Origin of the sequence: Rhizobium sp. R339 (assembly GCF_002211395.1) — a bacterium.
Taxonomy (GTDB): Bacteria; Pseudomonadota; Alphaproteobacteria; order Rhizobiales; family Rhizobiaceae; genus Rhizobium.
This window is the reverse complement of record NZ_LOKV01000026.1, coordinates 326,653-344,557: the sequence shown is the minus strand read 5'-3', so window position 1 is coordinate 344,557 and position 17,905 is coordinate 326,653. Positions and strand designations below refer to the sequence as shown.

The following is a 17,905-nucleotide window of genomic DNA, read 5'->3' as shown; positions in this document are numbered from 1 at the left end:
CGCCCCCTACGCACCCTCGAGCCGGCTCTTCTCCTTCATGCGCCAGACCCGCGGTGTTTCTCCCGTATATTTGAGGAAGAAGCGCGAGAAATAGGCGGGATCGGTAAAGCCGAGCCGAAAGCCGATCTCCTGAACGCTGCCGAGCGTAAAAACCAGCTGGCGCTTCGCCTCCTCGACAAGCTTGCCGGCGATCAGCTCATGCGGCGTGCTGCCGGTCATCGACCGGACGATGCGGGTGAGATGCGTCGGCGAAAGCCCGAGTTCCCTGGCATAGAAGGATGCGGGTTTGTGGGATCGAAAATGCTGCTGAATGAGCTCGCCCAGCATCTCCATCCGTCGCTCGTTTTCGTTTGACGAAAGCTCCCGCGCATTCCCCTCATGGGAAATCCGCGCCGTCAGCCGCAGCGCCAGGGCGACGTAGGCTGCCAAGACCTCGTTGCGGCCACTGCGGCGGTTTTCGAATTCGTCGCCCAGCCGCCGCAGCGTCTGCATCACATGGGCAGCCTCGGCATGATCGGGATCGAGTGGCGTCAGATGCGGCGTCGCCAGCCATTCGCCGAGATGGCTCCGCTCGCCAGGCGGATGGCTGAGATGGGACCGCAATATGGTGATGACGAGACCGTCGATATCGCGTGAGAAACGAAAGCCGTGATTGAGCCCGGGCGGAACCGTAATGACCGCCGGCGGCCGGATGGCATGGCTCTTCTCGCCGAAGATTGCATCGCCCGAACCGGCTTCGATGTACAATATCTGAAAGAAGCTCTCGTGACGGTGGAGGCGGATTTCCCATTGATGCAGGCTGCTGCGGGAGCGAATTGTTTCGCAATGCAACCAGAATTCCGGCGATCGCCCGATGTTTTCGCCGTAGAGCTCGTAGGTCGGTATCTGCCTGCTCATCGGCTCCCTCCCGCGCCAATGTTCGATTAGTGCAATTTTTAGGCTGGAATGTCCATTGTGGCGATCCGGCCGGCGCGGCAGAATCTGACAAACCGCAAAAATGTCGGGGAGGAAGCATTTGCGAACCCAGGTCGCCATCATCGGTTCGGGACCATCCGGCTTGCTTCTCGGCCAGCTATTGACCGAAGCCGGCATTGACAATGTCGTCCTCGACCGGGTGAACAAGGATTATATCCTCGGCCGGGTCCGGGCCGGTGTTCTCGAAGAAGGCACCGTCGGGCTGCTGGATGAAGCCAAGGCTGGAGCGAGGCTGCATGCCGAAGGCCTGCCGCATGACGGCTTCTCGCTCGCCTTCGACGGACGCGACCACCGCATCGACCTACATGAATTGACCGGCGGCCGGCGCGTCACCGTCTACGGGCAGACCGAGGTGACGCGCGATCTGATGGAGCGGCGCGAAGCAAGCGGCGCCCTGTCGATCTACGATGCCGCCGATGTGACGCCGCATGATTTCGACGACCGCTCTCCCTCCGTCACCTATATGAAAGACGGCGCTGCCAGGCGCATCGACTGCGATTTCATCGCCGGCTGCGACGGTTTTCACGGAGCAAGCCGCAAAGCCGTTCCCGAAGCGGCTATCCGGAGTTTCGAAAAGGTCTATCCCTTCGGCTGGCTGGGTCTGCTTGCCGACGTGGCGCCCGTCAGCCATGAACTGATCTACGCCAACCACCCGAGGGGTTTCGCGCTCTGTTCGATGCGCTCGGCCACGCGCAGCCGCTACTATATCCAATGTCCGCTCGACGAGAAGGTCGAGGACTGGAGCGACGACCGCTTCTGGGACGAGTTGAGACGGCGCCTGCCGGTGCATCACGCCGAAGCACTGAAAACCGCGCCATCCTTCGAGAAATCGATCGCTCCATTGCGCTCCTTCGTCGCCGAACCGATGCGCTTCGGCCGGCTTTTCCTCGTCGGCGACGCCGCCCATATCGTGCCGCCGACCGGCGCCAAGGGGCTGAACCTTGCAGCGAGCGACGTCCATTACCTCTTCTCCGGGCTCGTCGAACACTATCGCGAACGCTCGGATCGCGGCATCGACACCTATTCGCAGACAGCGCTCGCCCGTGTCTGGAAAGCCGTGCGGTTTTCCTGGTGGATGACGACGATGATGCATCGTTTTCCCGATACCGGAGATTTCGATCAGAAGATCCAGGAGGCCGAACTCGATTATCTCACCCATTCGCGTGCGGCCTCGACGGCGCTTGCGGAAAACTATGTGGGATTGCCATTCTGACAGGATGGTTTGAGGCAGACGTAAGCCACATCGACGGCTGCCCCTCGACATGGAATCATAATCGGATGGTGATGGATTGTGGCTTTTATTTCATTTTACATCACCATTTCGCATGACAAGCTAACGCGCAATTTTTGCGGCTAGCAACGACGGCGCTGGAGTGCGCCAACAAGGGAGAGAGACATGAAGAAACTGCTTCTGGCCGCCGCCGCGGCAATCGCCATCGGCACGAGCGCCTATGCCGACACCATCAAGGTTGGCGTCATCGGCCCGTTTTCCGGTCCGTTCGCGCTTCAGGGCAAGAATTTCAAGGCCGGCATCGACGCCTATATGGCTGTCAACGGCAACAAGGTCGGCAGCGATACGGTCGAGATCGTCTATCGCGACGTGCCCCAGGCCGATCCCGCCCAATCCAAGGCGCTCGCGCAGGAACTGATCGTCAAGGAAAAGGTCCAATATCTCGCCGGCTTCTATTTCACCCCCGATGCCATGGCGGTGACGCCGATCCTGAAGCAGGGCAACGTGCCGATGGTCATCATGAACGCCGCCACCTCGGCGATCGTCATCAAGAGCCCGCTCGTCGTGCGCACCTCGTTTACGACCTGGCAGACTTCGACGCCCATCGCCAAGGTCGCCTTCGACGCCGGCGTCAAGAAGGTGATCTCGGTCGTCAGCGATTACGGCCCGGGCATCGATGCCGAGAATGCCTTCAAGACCGGCTTCGAGAAGGCCGGCGGTCAGGTGGTCGAGGCGATCCGCATGCCGCTTGCGACCAACGACTTCAGCCCGATCATGCAGCGCATCAAGGATTCCGGCGCTGAGGGCGTTTTCGCCTTCCTGCCGTCGGGACCGACGACGCTCGGCTTCGTCAAGGGTTACAATGAAAACGGCCTGAAGGCGGCCGGCATCAAGTTCTTCGCACCTGGCGATCTGACCCAGGAATCCGATCTGCCGGCGCTCGGCGACGCCGCACTCGGCATCCAGACGACCTTCCACTATGCCGTTTCGCACGACTCGCCCGAGAACAAGGCCTTCGTCGAGGCGGCTTCCAAGGCGATCGGCAACAAGGCCGAACTCTCCTTCCCCGCAGTCAGCGCCTATGACGGCATGTATGTCATCTACAAGATGATCGAGGCGACGGGCGGCAAGCAGGATGCTGAGAAGGCCGTCGATGCGGTGAAGGGCCTTTCGTGGGTCAGCCCGCGCGGCCCGGTTTCGATCGATCCGGAAAGCCGGCATATCACGCAGAACATCTATCTCCGTGAAGTCGTCAAAGCCGATGACGGGACCTACATCAACAAGGAGGTCCAGACCTTCGAGAAGCAGGGCGATCCGGGCCTGGCCGCCGCCAAGTAATATCCGGCGTCCGGTTAAGCGGCGGGCCCGCGCATCGAGCCCGCCGCATCGAAGCAAGGTATTTCCATGCAGACAGTCTTCAGCATAGCCGTCGACGCCTTTGCCTATGGCATGGTGCTCTTCGTCATATCGATCGGCCTTTCCGTGACCATGGGGCTGATGCGTGTCGTCAACCTGGCGCACGGCGCCTTCGCCATGATCGGCGGCTACATCGCCTCCTATGCCGCGCGCGACCTCGGCCTCGGTTATGCGGTCGCGGTCATTGCCGCCGTGGTCGCCACGATCATCATCGCAATCCCGCTCGAACGCTTTCTCTACCGCCGGATCTATGGTGCGCCTGAACTGACCCAGGTGCTGATGACCATCGGCATCACCTTCTGCGTCATCGGCATTGCAAACTATGCAATGGGGCCGACACTGAAGACCATACCGCTTGCCGGCGCCCTGCAGGGCTCGGCCGATCTCGGCTTCCGCACCATTCCCGTGCACCGGCTTTTCGTCATCCTTTGCGGCCTGGTGGTCGCAGTCGCGCTCTGGTTCGCGATCGACCGGACCAGTTTCGGCGTCAAGCTGCGCGCCTCCGTCGACGATGCGGCGATGGCGGCGGCACTCGGCGTGCGCACCGAGATCATCTATGCGGTGAGCTTTGCCGTCGCCGTCGGGCTTGCTGCCTTTGGCGGGGTGGTCGGCGCCGAGCTCCTGCCGGTCGAACCCTATTACGCGCTGCGATACATGGTCACCTTCCTGGTCGTCGTCTCGGTCGGCGGCGCGGGCTCCATTCCGGGCGCGCTGATCGCCTGCCTGCTGCTCGGAGCAATCGACACGACGGGACGCTATCTGATGCCGGAATTCGGCGAATTCTTCTTCTATCTCGCCGTGATCGCCATCATCTGCGTCTTCCCGCGCGGCCTTGCCGGAAGGGTGAAATGACATGGCGCTTGTCATGAACAGTGAAAACGAACGTTCCCAGCATCGGCGCGGCTTCAGCGGCGATCTCGCCGGATTGGCGGTCATTATCGCCCTCGGCACGATCGGCTATTTCGCCTTCCCGGATAATCTCGCGCTGCTGACGCGGATGATCACCATCGCCCTGCTCGTCCTATCGCTCGATCTGGTGACCGGTTATTGCGGCGTCGCGACACTCGGCCATGCCGCGCTTTTCGGCTCCGGCGCCTATGCCGCCGGCATCCTGTCGGCGCATTACGGCATCAACGATCCGCTGCTGATGATGCTTGCCGGCATTGCCGCCGGCGCGATCGCCGGGCTGCTGTCGGGCGCGATCATCCTGCGTGCGCATGGATTGCCGCAGCTCGTGCTGTCGATTGCCCTCATCCACCTCTTCCATGAATTCGCCAACAAGGCCTCGTCCTGGACGGGAGGCAGCGATGGGCTGTCCGGTATTGCGCCGGACCCGATCTTCGGCCTTTTCGAATTCGATCTCTATGGCCAAACCGCCTTCTTTTTCGGAATGGCGCTGCTGCTTGTCGTCTTCGTGCTGCTGCGCTTTCTGGTCCGCTCGCCCTTCGGCATGCTCTGCCGCGGCGTGAGGCAGGATCCGCTGCGCATCCGCGCCATGGGCGGCTCGCCAAAGGCGGCGCTCATCAGGATGTACGTCATATCAGGCGCCGTTGCCGGTGTCGGCGGCGCGCTGAATGCGATCTCGACCCAGGTCGTCGGCCTCGACAGCCTGTCCTTCACCCAATCGGCCGAAGCGCTTGTCATGCTCGTGCTCGGCGGCACCGGTTCCCTCTTCGGGGCGCTCTCCGGCACCGTCATCTTCATGCTCTTCGAGGATTACGTCTCCGCCGCCAATCCCTTCCATTGGCTGACCATCGTCGGCGCACTGTTGATCGCCGTCGTGCTCTTTGCGCCGAAAGGCCTCTTCGGCACGGCCGCCGCCTTCGTCAGCCGCCGGAAAGAGGCGCGCGCATGAGCCCGGTCTTCGAAGTCTCCAATCTCCGGAAAGCCTTCGGGGGCCTGGCGGTCACCAATGATGTCTCGCTGGCGATGGCGCCGGGCGATCGCATCGCGCTGATCGGTCCGAACGGCGCCGGCAAGACCACCTTCGTCAACCTCGTCACCGGCAATCTCTCACCCGATTCCGGCGAGGTTCACCTCGGCGGCGAGGCGGTGACGAGGGTCGATGCGATCGGCAGGGTCAAGCGCGGCCTGGTGCGATCCTTTCAGGTGACGCGGCTTTTCCAGGACATGACGCCCGCCGAACATGTGGCGCTTGCCGTCCTTCAGCGCGACGGAAAGACGAAGCGGATGTTCGGAAACTTCCTGTCGATGCCCGACGTCATGGCGGAGGTCGACGAACTCCTGGGGAAACTCGGGCTGGCGTCACTGATGCACCGGAGGGTGAGCGAGATCGCCTATGGCCAGCAGCGGCTGCTCGAAATCGCTGTGGCGCTGGCGCTGAAGCCGAAGGTGCTGCTGCTGGACGAGCCGGCCGCCGGCGTGCCGCAGAGCGATACCGGCCGCATCGAGCAAGCGCTTGCCGATCTGCCCGGCGATCTCGCCGTGCTGATGATCGAACACGACATGGACCTCGTCTTCCGCTTCGCCAAGCGCGTCATCGTGCTTGCGGCCGGCGCGATCATCTTCGATGGCCTGCCGGCCGATGTCACCAAGGATGCCCGCGTGCGCGAGGCCTATCTCGGGAGCTATGCCAATGCCAGCCATATCGCTTGAGGTCGACAATCTCTCGGCCGGATATGGGCCGACGCGGGTGCTGGAAGGCATTTCCTTCTCGGTGCCGGCAGGCGCACGGCTTGCCGTGCTCGGCCGCAACGGCATGGGCAAGACGACGCTGCTCGCAACGCTTGCCGGACAGACCAGGCGCTATGACGGCCACATCCGCCTCGGCGATCTGGATGTCACCGCAGCACCGAGCGCGGCGCGGGCGCATAAGGGCCTGGGTTATGTGCCGCAGACGCGCTGCGTCTTCCCGACGCTGACTGTCGAAGAGAACCTCTTCATCGGCCTGAAGGCGCGGCCGAAAACGGCGCTGGAGGAAGCCTATGCCATGTTCCCGCGCCTGAAGGAGCGCCGCCGCAACCTCGGCAGCCAGCTCTCCGGCGGCGAGCAGCAGATGCTTTCCACCGCCCGCACCATTCTCGGCCGTCCGTCCGTGCTGCTGCTCGACGAACCGCTCGAAGGCCTGGCGCCCGTCATTTGCGAGGAGCTCATGGCCGCCTTCGCCGAACTCGCCAAGTCGGGCGACATGACGATCCTCCTCGTCGAACAGCGCATCCAAAGCGCGCTCGATTTCGCCGATCAGGTCATCATTCTCGAACGCGGCAGACTGGCCTGGGCGGGAACGCCGGCAGACCTGTCCAGCGATCACGAAGCCGTCGAAAGCCTGCTCGGAGTGGGCGGCTTGCACTGAGGCGGCGGGGTTGCGCCGCCCCCGGACTGGCAAGGCTTGCATCCTCGAAGTTGACTTGGCGCCGGCACAGACGCGTGCAGTATATCGTCATAACCATGTCATGCTTGGCCGGCCATTATTATCCTGCCTGAGGGATTATCGCGACAAATCAGTAAATCGCCTCAGCAGCATGATCGATGAAGCGATATTATCGTAAAACAAGCTGTAAAATCTTCAGCATAGGCTGGGTCGATATCAATGGCGATTTGTCTGGGCCAGAGATCTGAGCTGCGGACAATCCGAATCTATTGGATTTGACAGGTAGATTACTCTGCTGCTCCGTCAATTTTCATTGTCAAACACCCGATAGGGTTGCATAGTCAAAACGACAGATCAAACGGGAGGTAGAAATGGCAAATCACAAGCCGCATGCGGGCAACGTATACATGCCTGTTTTTGACATCGATGATCCGATCAGCGGCGAAATCCTCGAAAGTTCCTACGATACCGACGGAGATGCGGTGCGCCTGAATTTCGTCAATGGACAGCGCATCAAGCAGCCGGCCAACCCGGAGGGCGATCCGGTCAAGACGATCATCGAGGGAGAATACGGTACGCTCACCGTTTACTCCAACGGCACCTACACTTACGAGCTCGATCATTCCAAGCCGGAAGTCGCCGCACTCGGCCCGGGAGATGAACTCGTCGAAAAATTCACCTTCAAGATATCCGACGGCAAAGGCGCCACCGATTTCGGATCGTTCAGCATCGCAATAGACTTGCCCGAACGCGGCGACGTCTTCGTCAATTTCGAGGATGTCGGCCAAAGCGACTTTCCGACCGGCTACAAAGGCTTCGATTGGGGTGCATGGCGAGACGGCGACGACGCTAGCGTGCGCGAGAACAGCGACGGCAACCACTATCTGGGTGGCGGCGTGTTCTGGACCCCCATCTATTCAGCCGATGGCGGACCTTTTGAGATCAAACAATTCGAAGTCGCGAACGGAACGTCGAACTATGACAACGTCCTGACGATCGAAGGCCAGTTGAACGGCAACATCGTCTTCTCCACCACCGTGACCATCACCGCCGACAGCATCGAAGATCCCCAACTGATCGATCTCAGCGCCTACGGCCCGATCGACTATCTCCTGCTCGACAGCGAACCGATCATCACGGAAGACAGCGGCCCTGATTATTTCGGCGCGCAATACGACAATTTTCATTTCCTCGTTTGACCGATGCACGGGCGGCGCGGGGTTTCCCCGCGCCGGAAAGCCGGGACCGAGACGATGGCGCACGTGCCGAAAGCTCACAGCCAGGGACGTTCCTCGTCCGAGGCGTTCAAGGCCTTTACGGTGATGGCGGCGATGACGCCGGTCAGCACGATTCCGGCAAAACCGATGACCAAAGCCAGTATTCGCGCAGAAACATGTTTGGGCGTGAAGTCGCCATAGCCGATGGTAAGCCCGGTCACGAAGGTGAAATAAAGCGCTTCGTCAATCCGCCAATCCTCGATGCGCCAAATAGCAAGGCCGGATGCCAGCATGATCGACACGATGCCGGAGAGGATCGGCCAGATGACGCGAAGCTGCTTTGCGAGTGCGATGAAGAACAGCCGTCTCATCTGCCGGGTGTGCGGCGCACCGTCTGGTCGCTGCTGTTTGCGGACGCGGAGCCTCATCGCACTGCCGGCGGCAAGACGTAGAGCGTTATGGCGAAAATCGCATAGACCATCAGCACCAACACGCCGACGAACCATGCCGATCGACCGCTGTTGGTCACGAACATAGCAGTGACGGCGGCAAGGAACATCATCGTCACGGCGCCCGGCCAGAATTGCAGATCCATCGGTGACGGGCCGATCACATAGCTCATCAGGACCAGAACCGGCGCGACGAACAAGGCGATCTGCGACGCGCTTCCGAGTGCGATGCCGACGCTCAGATCGAGCCGGTTCTTGCGTGCGCCGGAAAACGCCGAAGCCATTTCGGCGGCGGCGCCGACCAATGCGACGACGATGAAGCCGACGAAGGCCGGGGTCATTCCGAAGGCGACGGCCGCCTCCTGCACGGATTCGACGAAAATCTCGCTCACCAACGCCACGAGGACGGTGACGCCCGCAAGCGTGCCGAGGGCGAGCCCGATCGGCCAAGGCGCCTCACCGGCCTCGCCATGATCCGCGGACGAGAAAAACTCCCGGTGCGTCCCAAGCGTGAACAACAGCCCCAGCCCGTATCCGATGATCAGCAGAACGGCCAAGCTGAGGCTGAGCTCTTGGGTGACCGGCACCGCCGATGCCGCCTCCAATCCGCCAAGCGTCGACGGCATCAGAAGCGCGATTGTGGCTAGGAAAAGCAGGCCGGCTTGAATGCGCGCACTCGCCCGGTTGAATTCCTGAATGTGGTATTTGAGCCCGCCAAGCAGAAACGAAGCGCCGAGCATGAACAGTGTGTTGGTGACGATCGCGCCGGCGACGGATGCCTTGACCAGCGTATATTCGCCGGCGCGCAGGGCAGTCAGCGCGATGACCAGTTCGGTCAGATTTCCAAGCGTCGCGTTCAGCAGTCCGCCGGCCGCGTCACCCGTCTTGGCGGCAACGGATTCGGTCGCATGGCTGAGCAGCGCGGCCAGCGGCACAATGGCCAGTACCGAGAGGACGAAAAGTGCCGTATGGGCTTCGGGGACAAGGGCTGCAGCTGAGAACACCACCGGCACGGCGACGAGCAGCCACAATATCGGACTATGGCGAATCTCTTTGAAAAGGAGGCTCAATCTTCACTCCCCGTAACCACTCGGAGGGACGAACCTCCGTCCGCCATTGCAATGTCGGCGCGCAGCATCACTCCGGAAGAGCCGTCTGCCGGAAGAAGGTCACGACGGCATCGTCAGGCGGGCCGAACCATGTTGTAAAGAACGCCCGGAACGCAGGCGCCGCATAGGCTTGGCTCAGGGCGCGATCGACTGCCAGGCGAAAATCCTCGTCCCCGCGCGCCAGCTCGAGACCGAGCGGCTCGTAGGTGAAATGGCGATCGAGGACGATGAGATTGCCGGAGCTGTCGCTGCGGGCGGCAGCATCCATCAGCAGCGGCATGTCGCCGAAGAGCACCGCCGAACTGCCGTCCAGAACACGCTCGATCCCCTGCTGATAGTCGCTGACGGGCGTCGCCGTCGCCGCGAGCTGGAAGGTCTTGATCCTGTCGGACAGCCAGCCTTCGCTCGTCGTGCCCGCGATCGAGGAGAATGTCTTGTGTTCGAGGATCGTGCGGGCCGGCGCCCCGCGCCAGATGGGCCGGCTCGATGGCTCGCCATATTGCAGAACTTCGCGCAATGCCAGCGGCGCGCTCGTGCTGAGCAGCGCCCCGGTGCCGCTCGGGAAGATCGGAAGCGAGAATGAAACTTGCTGCCGGCGATTGAGCGTCACCGGCTCGGCGGCGCAGACAAGGTCCGCCGTGCCATCCTGAATGGCACGCACCTTCGCCTCACCCGACAGGGAGATCCATTCGACATCGAGTTTCGGCAGGTCCAGCTGCGCCCTCAGGCTGTCGGCGATCCCATTGCAAAGGGCAACCGCATAGCCGTCGGGCTTTCCCTGGGCATCGAACGAAAAGGGCCTTGCGTCCGGATCGTAGCCGAGTTTCAGCACGCTGGTCGTCCTGACGCGATCCAGCGTCTGCGCCCGTGCGGGCGGCGCGATGACGCAGACAGCCGCTGCGGCGAGGACAGAGGCGGCGATAGCCGCCCAGCGACCATTTCTCTCTGACATATCTGGTCCTCCCTGTGTTACTCGGCCGGCGCCCGATTCACGCTGGCGAACCGCGGGGCGATGAGCCCGTAAATGATGAAACCGATCCCTGTGACGATCATGCCGCCAAGCACCGCATCCTTGCCGGAGGCGTAGATGGCGAAAACGCTGTAGGCCATGCCGACCATGGCAATGGTAGCGTTCAGCCGGTATTTCGCCCGGGGCACACGGGCAACCCTCATCATCACGAACAAAGAAGAGAGCGCGATGATATAGGGCAGCACGTTCGTCACCACGGCGAGATTGACGAGAGCGGAAAACTGCTCGCTCAAGGTCGGCGAGATCGTCATCAGGGCAAGCCCCGTCTGAACGATGCCGAGGATGATCATGCCGCTGACCGGCGCTCCCATCTCATTCACCCGGGAAAATATCGACGGAAACATCTTCTCTTCCGCTGCAGTCTTCGCCGTTTGGGCGATCGTGAACTGCCAGCCGAGCAAGGAGCCGAGGCAGGCAAGCACCGCCAGCGCCATGACGATCGAACCGATAGTCGGATTGAACATCGTGGCATAGGCCAGCGCGAACGGCCCCGTCGAGGTGGCAAGATCCGCATTCGGGACGATACCCTGAATGACCGTCGTCGACAGGATGTAAATGACGGCGGCACCCAGCGTGCCGAACATGCAGGCAAGCGGCACATCGCGTTTGGGATTTTCGACGGCATCCGAATTCTGGGCCGCCGACTCCATGCCGAGGAAAGCCCAAAGCGTCAGCGAAATGCTCGATCCCATGCCCTGCGCCAGCGACAGCCCCTTCGGATTCCAGGCAGCCCCGAACGTGCTGGAACTGAACCAGAGCCAGCCGATGATGGATAGCAGCCCGACAGGAAGGATGACGCCCCAGACCGTGACTGAACCGATGCGCCCGGTGATGCGCGGGCCGCCGAAATTGGCACCCGTGGTCAACCACAGGAGCACGATCAGCGCCAGGCAGGTCATGATAGGCGTGGAGGTCAGCACTGGAAAAAATCCCGCGAGATAGCCGACGGCCGAAATGCCGATCGCGACATTGCCGACGGCAAGCGATAGGAAATACAGAAAAAACACCATGAAGTAGCCGTCTTTCCCATAGGCGTCTTCCGCATAGGCCGACATGCCCCCGGGGCGCTGATTGAACAGCCCGGCCTGGGCAAAGCCATAAGCGATGGCCATCGAGCCGATGGCGGTCACGAGCCAGGACAGCAGCGAAATCGCGCCGACCTGGGCCATATTGGCCGGCAGCATAATAATACCCGACCCCATCATGTTGACGGCGACGATGAAGGTGAGCTGCACCAGGTTCATCTTTTTCTTGGTCGTGGCCTCTGCCGCAAGATGCATCGCGTTGTCGGTCATGACGAAACCCTCCCTGCGTCTACTCGCGCACGACATATGTGTGGAATGTGATCCGCCCTTCGATCCGTTCCTGGAACACGCCCTGGACCTCGTAGTTGAAGCCGGGGAACCGGTTGAAGGATTCCTCGAAGGCCAGGAAGTAATCCCGCATCGGCCTCGCCCGCTCGTCCCAGCGCTCTCCCGGCACGATGACGCCGATACCAGGCGGATAGATCAGTGCCAGCGTCGCCGAGATGCGGCCGGCGGCCTCCGTCAGCGGTACGTAATCGACATTGTTGGCGACCAGCGCCTCATAGGCTTGCTTCGGCGCCATTGCCGGCTCCGGAAAACTCTCGGAACGGAAGCACAGGCGCTGCAACTCCTTGACGCCCGCCTCGCGATAGAAGGAATGCATCTCCCGGCAGACCTGGCGGACGGTATAGCCGGCATAGCGCTCGCGATTGGCCGCATAGACGGTGGGCAGCACTTCCTGCAGGGGCGCATCGCGGTCCCAGAGGTTCTTGAACTTGACCAGCTTGGCGACGAGCGTGTTGAGCTTGCTCTCATCCTCGGCCGGCGTCAGCAGGAAGAGCAGGCTGTTCAAGTCGCATTTCTCCGCGACCACGCGCTGCTCACGCAGATAGTTGGCAACCACGGTCGCCGGAATGCCGAATTCGCGATATTCGCCGGTCTTCCTGTCGATGCCGGGTGTCAGGATTGCAAGTTTGTTCGGATCGACCATGGTGTAGCCGGACGCATAGCCTGAATAACCATGCCATTTCGCCTCAGGATCGAAGCGCCAGCATTGCTGCTCGCGCTTCAGCACATCGGTCGGTACGTCCTCCCATCTGGTATCGGCAAGATCGCCGCTATGCTTCGAACCGGAAACCGAAACCTTGTCGGGTACGAAGGGATCGAAGAACCATTGCTCTTCCGGGCTCGCGGCTTTCGACTCGTAATGCGCAACGAAACCGCGCAGCTTCTTGCGCACCTCGATCCCGAGCTCGATGCAGCGGTCCCAAAGCATTTCGCCTGCCTTGCCCTCATGCACCTTGGCGTTGACATCGAGCGAAGCGAAAAGCGGATAGAAAGGCGAAGTCGAGACATGCATCAGCAGCGATTCATTGAAGCGCTTGTGTTCGACGAACCGGCGCTGGCCGCTGATATGTTCGTCCCGCTTGTGGATCTGCGACGCCTGGGAGAATCCGGCCCCCTGCTTGTGAACCGACTGGGTAGAGAACAGCCCCGGCATGTCGGCCCGCAGGTCTTTCAGCCGCATCGGGCTGTGGCCCTCGAAGAGCGGGTGGAAGGCATTGTAGCCGATCCAGGCCTCGTCCCAGAGCACGTAGTCGCAGAGATGACCGAGCTTCTCCATGACCTGGCCGACATTGTAGATCGTGCCGTCATAGGTCGCGAGCTGGATGCAGGCGAGGCGGAAGGGCCTGTCTGCTCTCGCACGACTTTTGTCGGCGACGAGCGGATGCTCCTCGATCTTGCGCCGCAGCCAGCTCTCGTCCCAGGCCTCCCAATCGACCGCCCCGATCATGCCGAAGGAGTTGCGGGCCGTCGGCAGATAGATCGGAATAGCGCCGGCCTGGACGAGAGCACCCTGATGCAGGGATTTATGGTTGTTGCGGTCGAAGAGCACGAGATCGCCGCTGCGCAGCACCGCGTTGGCGACGACCTTGTTGGAGGTGCTCGTTCCGTTCAGGATGAAATAGGTGCGGTCGGCGCCGAAAATGCGCGCCGCCTGTTTCTGGGCCTCGACGGCAGGGCCTTCATGGATCAGCAGATCGCCGAGATCGACATCCGCATTGCAGAGGTCGTTGCGGAAGATGCTCTCGCCGAAATATTTGAAGAAAAGCTGCCCGGCCGGCGACTTTCGATAGAACTGGCCGCCCTGGTGCCCCGGGCAATCGAAGGCGATATTGGCCTCGCCGTCATAGGCCATCATGCCGCCGAAGAAGGGCGGCAGCAAAGATTTGCCGTAATTGACCGCACTGGAGACGATCTGCTTGGCGTAGAAGGTCGGCGTCTGCTGGCCGAGGTAAACGAAACCGTCGACCTCGCCGGCCATTTCGACGACATCCATATCCGCAATCGTCAGCGTGTCGGCCATTGCCCAGATCGGCGTGGGGAAGCCAATATCCCTGACGGAACGCAGGAAGCCGCGAGCCGCCTGCAGCTTGCCACCCTCGACCGAGCCGACATAGGCGCCGACATCCGCATCCTCAGACACATCGGCCGAATAGTCGTCGCGCAGTTCCACCGCGAAGCCTTGCGCATTGATCTGTGCGATCAATTCCTGCGCCTGAGAATTGTCGCGATCGACGACGGCCACGATCTTCAGCATCTTATGGAACGGTATGGCGACCGTCGGAGACTTCACATCGCGCGGGATCATTCCTGTCCCTCCTCTGCAATGCAATCGACGAGATAGCGGCGGCCGCCGTCGCCGGGAGCGAAGCGAAGGCCATGGATATCGGTTTCGAAACCGGGAAACTTGCGGTCGAAATCGCGGGCGTAGAGCAGATAATCCTGAATGGACTTCGTCGACTGCGTGATCCGTTCGCCCGGCATGATCAGCGGAATTCCCGGCGGATAGGGAACGATCATCACGGCAAGGATGCGGTTCATGAGATCGTCGATTTCAACACTCTCGATCTGGCTCTTGACCAGCCGGTCATAGGCATCGGCGGGACGCAGCGCCATTTCGGGCAACACCGTGTACATTTCGCGCTGCGCCTTCGGCACATCGTCCTTACGGTAGACCGCGTGGATCTCTCCGCAGAGGTCCTTCAATCCCATGCCGGCATAGGCCTCGGGATGGGCCGCGGCCAGCGCCGGCAGAGCCCGCGTCAATGGCGCATTGGCATCGTAGAGATCCTTGAAATTGATGAGTTCGGTGACGAGCGTGCTCCACTTGCCGCGGGTAATGCCCATCGAGAAGAGAACCAGGAAGGAATAGAGCCCGGTCTTTTCGATCTCGATCCGTCGCGACGAGAGGAACTTGGTGATGACGGCGGCCGGTATCCCGTGCTCGTCCATAACGCCGCTTGCCGACAGGCCCGGCGAAAGGATGGTGACTTTTATCGGATCGACCATCACATGATTTTCGGCAAGGCCTGCAAAACCATGCCAGGCATCGCCCGGCTTCAGCACCCAGTCCGCATGGCTATCGCTCGGCGTCTGTTCGGCGACCGTCGGCTCCCACACATCGAACCACCAGCTGCCTTCGGTCTGTTTCCTGACGCCATTCATCGCCCGGCGGAAGCTGATCGCCTCATCGATCGTCTCCTGCACCAATGCGCGACCGGCCGGCTGCTCCATCATCGCGGCGGCGACATCGCAGGAGGCGATGATGCCGTATTGCGGCGACGTCGAGGTGTGCATCATGAAGGCTTCGTTGAAGCGCGTGACGTCGAGACGCTTGTTCTCGGCGTGCTGGATATGGATCATCGATGCTTGGGAAAGTGCGGCCAGCAGCTTGTGGGTCGAGTGCGTCGCAAAGGTGATGGCGTTTTTCGATCGCGCCGGCTGGTTCGACGAGATGCCGTGGAAGCCATCGTAAAATTCGTGGAAATTGGCATAGGCATACCAGGCTTCGTCGAAGTGCAGCACCTCGACCGCATCGCCAAGCGAAGCCTTGATCGCATCGACATTGTAGCAGAGGCCGTCATAGGTCGAGTTGGTGATGACCATCAGCCGCACCTTGCCGCTCGTCTGCCCGGCAAAAGGACTTGCCGCAATCTTGCCGGCGATCGATTCTGGTGTGAACTGGTCCTTCGAGATCGGCCCGATGATGCCGAGCCCGTTGCGCGAAGGGATCAGATAGATCGGCGTTGCACCGGTCATGATCAGCGAATGCAGGATGGATTTGTGGCAGTTGCGGTCGCACAGCACGAGATCGCCGCGCCCGACCATGCCATGCCAGACGATCTTGTTGGCGGTCGATGTGCCGCCGACGACGAACAGGGTCTCGTCCGTGCCGAAAATGCGCGCGGCATTGCGCTCGCCCTCGGCGATTGGCCCGACATGATCCAGCAGCGAACCGACGCTGCCGACCGAGACGGAGATGTCGGAGCGCAGTGTGTTTTCACCGAAGAACGTATAGAAGAGCTGGCCGACGGGGCTCTTGCGGAACGCGACGCCGCCCCCGTGGCCGGGCGTGTGCCAGGAATAGGCGCCCTCGAGCGTATAATCCATCAGCGCCTTGAACATCGGCGGCGGCAACCGGTCGAGATAGTTGCGGGCCGCCTGCGCTATGGCGCGCGCCATGAATTCCGCGGTATCCTCGAACAGCCGGAAGAAAGCGTTGGCGTGGCGCAGCACCGTGGCCGGGACATCTTCCGCGGTCGTATCGTCGCCGAAGAGAAAGATCGGCAGGCGGTCGTTCCTCTGCCGCTTCGCGGCCAGAACCTCTCCGAGCACCTGCCAGCGCGTGGCCTTGTCCTCAGCCCCATCGACGGAAACCAGCCAGCAGGATTCGGTGTTGAAGATATGCACGAGGCGCCGCGCATCCTCATAGGAAACGCCGGACACGATCCGGAAGCCTTCCTTCTCGATTGCCGCAGCCAGATCGCGCATGCCGCGGCCGGCAGCGCTCCTGCCATCAAAATCCTCGTCGATAACGGCTATGGGAAATGCCTTCTGGAATTCCATGCCTTCCTCCAGAAACCGAGCGTCAAAGGCCGTGGCCGCTCTGCAGCGATGCGCATCTCAGTTGGACGGATGGTACATGACGGGTGGTGCACCGTCGTTGATTGCAATCAGCGTGAGGCAAAGCATTTCAATATCAATAGGGGGCCTATTCCGCCCATTCCGCATCGGCCGTGAAGGCGATCGTCAGCCAGCGATTGGCGCTCTCATCTCCAATTGCTTCGCCGATCTCGTCCCTGAGCGCGTCCCATTCCTCCACGCTCTTCGGAGGAAGCCCTTCGGGGACGATGAAGTAGAGCTCGATCTGCATTGCCCGGCCGACCCGGGCAACATAGGCGCGATGCGAGAGGAAGCCGAGACGGCGAACGGTTTCCATGGCAACGCGGTCGACATGCTCCTGGAGGTCGACGGGAGCAATCAGCAGAATTTCGGTCAGTGCCTTCCAGACGGTGCCGATCGGAAGCGGGATCATGACCAGGCAGACCAGCGCCAGAACCGCGGGGTCCATATAGCTGGCGACCCACGCGACCGGCGTCGCCTGCACGGCCATGCCGATCAGAAATGCAATCAGCAGGGCCAGTGCGATGGCGCCTGACATGATCCAGGCCTTGATGTCGAGCGAGACGAAATCGGATTTGATGCGGGCGTTCAGCCTGATGCCGAGAAAAGCCATGATGGCGCAGACAAGCAGGGTCGCCGCGGAATAGGCGACCGCCATGCCGAACTGCAGCTCATGACCGCCGTTCAGGATGCTGATGATGGCGCTGATCAGCGCATAGACGGCGACCGTCATCAGCAGACAGCCATTGAGCATCAGTACGATAGGCTCCAGATGCCAGAAGCCCATGGTAAAACGGTTTCGGATTCTGCCGGATTTCGCGTCGCTCTGCGTCGATTTGACGATGAGGCTGGAAACCCCGAGCGCAAGACCGGTCATGGCCGCATCGGCCAGCGAGTAAACGCCGTCGAAGGCGATCGAAAACGAGCCGGAAAGGATGCCGAACACAACGCCGAGCGTTGCGACCACGACCGTCGCTGCGATCGAGATCCTGAGAAACCCCTGCTCGCCCAACATCCTCGCCCCGCCTCCGACATCAGACACTCTCATCGTTTTATGCTGATCGTGAAGGTGAAACGAGATCTGAATGGGGTGAGCCCGCTTTTATTTCTTGCCCACCGCAGTCGTCCTGCGGCAGCAGGGCGACCATCCTGTC

Annotated in this window: 15 protein-coding genes; 7 read left to right on the top strand and 8 right to left on the bottom strand. The window is 61.4% G+C overall.

Going from position 1 to position 17,905, the window contains the following annotated elements:
* Positions 1–6 precede the first annotated feature (6 nt).
* Positions 7–897, bottom strand: coding sequence for a helix-turn-helix domain-containing protein (locus tag ATY76_RS28595; protein ID WP_088678013.1), 891 nt, complete (start codon positions 895–897; stop codon positions 7–9).
* A gap of 118 nt (positions 898–1,015) precedes the next feature.
* Here ATY76_RS28595 and pobA point away from each other — a divergent pair, with 118 nt between their 5' ends.
* The 7 genes from pobA to ATY76_RS28560 all read left to right on the top strand — a co-directional run bounded on the left by pobA (position 1,016) and on the right by ATY76_RS28560 (position 8,152).
* Positions 1,016–2,188, top strand: a complete 1,173-nt coding sequence (gene pobA, locus ATY76_RS28590) for a 4-hydroxybenzoate 3-monooxygenase (protein WP_088678012.1) — start codon at positions 1,016–1,018, stop codon at positions 2,186–2,188.
* A 183-nt stretch (positions 2,189–2,371) separates the two neighbouring features.
* The gene (locus ATY76_RS28585) at positions 2,372–3,544 is read left to right on the top strand and encodes an ABC transporter substrate-binding protein (protein ID WP_088678011.1); all 1,173 of its coding nucleotides are present in this window, start codon (positions 2,372–2,374) and stop codon (positions 3,542–3,544) included.
* 66 nt (positions 3,545–3,610) lie between these two features.
* A complete protein-coding gene (locus ATY76_RS28580; protein ID WP_088678010.1) occupies positions 3,611–4,474 on the top strand; it encodes a branched-chain amino acid ABC transporter permease in 864 nt (287 codons plus the stop codon).
* Position 4,475: 1 nt separating this feature from the next.
* The gene (locus tag ATY76_RS28575; RefSeq protein ID WP_088678009.1) at positions 4,476–5,477 is read left to right on the top strand and encodes a branched-chain amino acid ABC transporter permease; all 1,002 of its coding nucleotides are present in this window, start codon (positions 4,476–4,478) and stop codon (positions 5,475–5,477) included.
* Positions 5,474–6,238, top strand: a complete 765-nt coding sequence (locus ATY76_RS28570) for an ABC transporter ATP-binding protein (protein WP_088678008.1) — start codon at positions 5,474–5,476, stop codon at positions 6,236–6,238. The genes ATY76_RS28575 and ATY76_RS28570 overlap by 4 nt, the downstream gene beginning before the upstream one ends.
* Positions 6,219–6,935 carry an ABC transporter ATP-binding protein gene (locus ATY76_RS28565; protein ID WP_088678007.1) on the top strand — a complete coding sequence of 239 codons (717 nt, stop codon included), beginning with the start codon at positions 6,219–6,221 and terminating at the stop codon, positions 6,933–6,935. The genes ATY76_RS28570 and ATY76_RS28565 overlap by 20 nt, the downstream gene beginning before the upstream one ends.
* A gap of 389 nt (positions 6,936–7,324) precedes the next feature.
* Positions 7,325–8,152: a VCBS domain-containing protein gene (locus ATY76_RS28560; protein WP_088678006.1), complete on the top strand. Its 828-nt coding sequence runs from the start codon at positions 7,325–7,327 to the stop codon at positions 8,150–8,152.
* A gap of 74 nt (positions 8,153–8,226) precedes the next feature.
* Here the strand turns inward: ATY76_RS28560 and ATY76_RS28555 are convergent, their stop codons facing one another.
* From ATY76_RS28555 to ATY76_RS28525, 7 genes are all read right to left on the bottom strand, one after another.
* Entirely contained in the window at positions 8,227–8,541 is a 315-nt protein-coding gene (locus ATY76_RS28555) for a potassium channel family protein (RefSeq protein ID WP_088678057.1), read from the bottom strand.
* A gap of 53 nt (positions 8,542–8,594) precedes the next feature.
* Complete coding sequence (gene cax / locus ATY76_RS28550) at positions 8,595–9,689, bottom strand: calcium/proton exchanger (protein WP_088678005.1); 1,095 nt, start codon at positions 9,687–9,689, stop codon at positions 8,595–8,597.
* 67 nt (positions 9,690–9,756) lie between these two features.
* Positions 9,757–10,680 carry an amino acid ABC transporter substrate-binding protein gene (locus ATY76_RS28545; protein WP_088678004.1) on the bottom strand — a complete coding sequence of 308 codons (924 nt, stop codon included), beginning with the start codon at positions 10,678–10,680 and terminating at the stop codon, positions 9,757–9,759.
* A 17-nt stretch (positions 10,681–10,697) separates the two neighbouring features.
* Positions 10,698–12,053, bottom strand: coding sequence for a putrescine-ornithine antiporter (potE, locus tag ATY76_RS28540; RefSeq protein ID WP_088678003.1), 1,356 nt, complete (start codon positions 12,051–12,053; stop codon positions 10,698–10,700).
* 19 nt (positions 12,054–12,072) lie between these two features.
* Positions 12,073–14,436: an ornithine decarboxylase gene (gene speC / locus ATY76_RS28535; protein WP_088678002.1), complete on the bottom strand. Its 2,364-nt coding sequence runs from the start codon at positions 14,434–14,436 to the stop codon at positions 12,073–12,075.
* Complete coding sequence (locus tag ATY76_RS28530) at positions 14,433–16,694, bottom strand: arginine/lysine/ornithine decarboxylase (RefSeq protein ID WP_088678001.1); 2,262 nt, start codon at positions 16,692–16,694, stop codon at positions 14,433–14,435. The genes speC and ATY76_RS28530 overlap by 4 nt, the downstream gene beginning before the upstream one ends.
* 145 nt (positions 16,695–16,839) lie before the next feature.
* The gene (locus tag ATY76_RS28525; protein ID WP_088678000.1) at positions 16,840–17,766 is read right to left on the bottom strand and encodes a cation transporter; all 927 of its coding nucleotides are present in this window, start codon (positions 17,764–17,766) and stop codon (positions 16,840–16,842) included.
* Positions 17,767–17,905 lie beyond the last annotated feature (139 nt).